This is a genomic window from Pseudemcibacter sp., from assembly GCF_965661635.1.
In the GTDB taxonomy this organism is placed as follows: domain Bacteria; phylum Pseudomonadota; class Alphaproteobacteria; order Sphingomonadales; family Emcibacteraceae; genus Pseudemcibacter.
This window is the reverse complement of the sequence record NZ_CBFIEP010000090.1, coordinates 1-1,890: the sequence shown is the minus strand read 5'-3', so window position 1 is coordinate 1,890 and position 1,890 is coordinate 1. Positions and strand designations below refer to the sequence as shown.

Genomic DNA, 1,890 nt, shown 5'->3' with positions numbered 1-1,890 from the left:
TGTTATTATTGGTGAAGGAGGTTCTGGCGGAGCGGTGGCGCTTGCTGTCGGTAATAAGGTTTTGATGATGGAACATGCAGTTTATAGTGTGATTTCACCAGAAGGCTGCGCATCAATTTTGTGGCGCACCAATGAAAAAGCAGAAGATGCAGCAAACGCCTTAAAAATTACGGCTCAGGATTTACATAAGCTCGAAGTTGTCGATGAAGTCATCGCAGAGCCAATTGGCGGTGCTCATCGGGATCATGAAAAAACAATGAAGGCGGTTGAGAAATCTTTAGATAATGCTTTGATGGAACTTTTAGCCATGGGTGCTGATAAAATTAAAGAATTAAGAAATGAAAAGTTTCTTAATATGGGTGATGTTGCTTTATAAAAAAGCACAGCAGTAATAAGAAAAAGCGCTGAATATTCTTCAGCGCTTTTTTATTTGCTCATTTTATTAATTTATAAAGCACCGTGGCAGTGCTTATATTTCTTTCCGCTTCCACAAGGACAAGCATCATTGCGGCCGACTTTAGGCATAACCTGACCATGGCAATGTTTATACTTTTTACCGCTGCCGCACGGGCAATCGGCATTTCGAGGCGTGTTTTTCCATGCCTTTATATCTGCCGTGTTTGCGGGTGCATTTGATGCGTGGTTTTCGCTCATGCTTCCACGGTCTGGCTCAGCAAGGTCTGGAATGTCGTCTTCACGTCTTAATTCTACATGGGCGAGTAGCATGGCCACATTATCGCGCGTTGTAGAAAGCATGTTTTCGAACATTGAAAATGATTCTGTCTTATATTCATCGAGTGGATTACGCTGACCATAAGCACGCAGCTGGATAACTTGACGCAGATGGTCCAGTTGCGCAAGATGTTCTTTCCAATGACTATCAATTGATTGAAGCAAAATTGAGCGCTCTAATTGACGCATTATATCGGGCCCGATATCAGCTGAACGTGATGCCATAAAACGATCGGCGGCATCTAAGTATCGGTCATGAAATGTTTCGTTTTCTATTCCTTCTTCTTTTGCCCATTCATCTAAACCAAAATCAGTTGTAAATATACGTTTTGATTCTATGGATAACCCTTTTGTATCCCAGTCATCTGGATAGCTGCGCGGTGGGATATGGTTGTTGATCAAATCTTCGATTAAATGTTCTCTCATATCGGCAATGGTTTCTTCCAAATTCTCTTCATTCATGACCTCTCGGCGCTGCTCATAGATTGCTTTACGCTGGTCGTTCATGACGTTATCGAATTTAAGAAGATTTTTCCGGATGTCGTAATTTCGCGTTTCAACTTTTTCTTGAGATTTTTCAACGGCACGATTAAGCCAAGGGTGCTTAAGCGATTCCCCTTCTTCGAAGCCTAGTTTTTGCATCCACCCGTCCATGCGCTCACCACCAAAGATGCGCATAAGATCGTCTTCCATACTTAAATAAAACTGTGAATACCCCGGATCACCTTGACGACCGGCACGGCCGCGAAGCTGATTATCAATTCTTCGGCTTTCGTGGCGTTCTGTGCCCAATACGAATAAACCACCTAGTTCAATGACACGCTTTTTTTCTTCGTCTATTTCAGCTTCAATTTTCTCGATATGCTTTTGTCGTTTTTTCTCATCTTCTTCCGTGATTTCACGCTCAATCCTCATATCAACATTGCCGCCAAGCTGAATATCGGTTCCTCGACCGGCCATATTGGTTGCGATTGTCACGGCACCTTCTCGACCGGCTTGACTGACGATGTATGCTTCTTCTTCATGGAATTTTGCATTCAAAACGTTATGCTTTACTTTGCGTTTCTTAAGCATATCCGCAAGATATTCTGACTTTTCAATACTGACCGTACCGACCAATATTGGCTGACGTGTTTTATAACATTCTTCAATACGGTC

General features: G+C 42.6%; 1 protein-coding gene and 1 pseudogene. One reads left to right on the top strand and one right to left on the bottom strand.

The features are described 5' to 3' along the window. Positions 1–376: pseudogene (locus ACTF6W_RS06410) on the top strand (acetyl-CoA carboxylase carboxyltransferase subunit alpha); the annotation flags it as partial. A gap of 71 nt (positions 377–447) precedes the next feature. Here the strand turns inward: ACTF6W_RS06410 and ACTF6W_RS06405 are convergent. Continuing rightward, positions 448–1,890, bottom strand: a 1,443-nt coding sequence (locus ACTF6W_RS06405; protein WP_438993717.1) for an SEC-C metal-binding domain-containing protein, incomplete at its 5' end; no start/stop codon positions are given.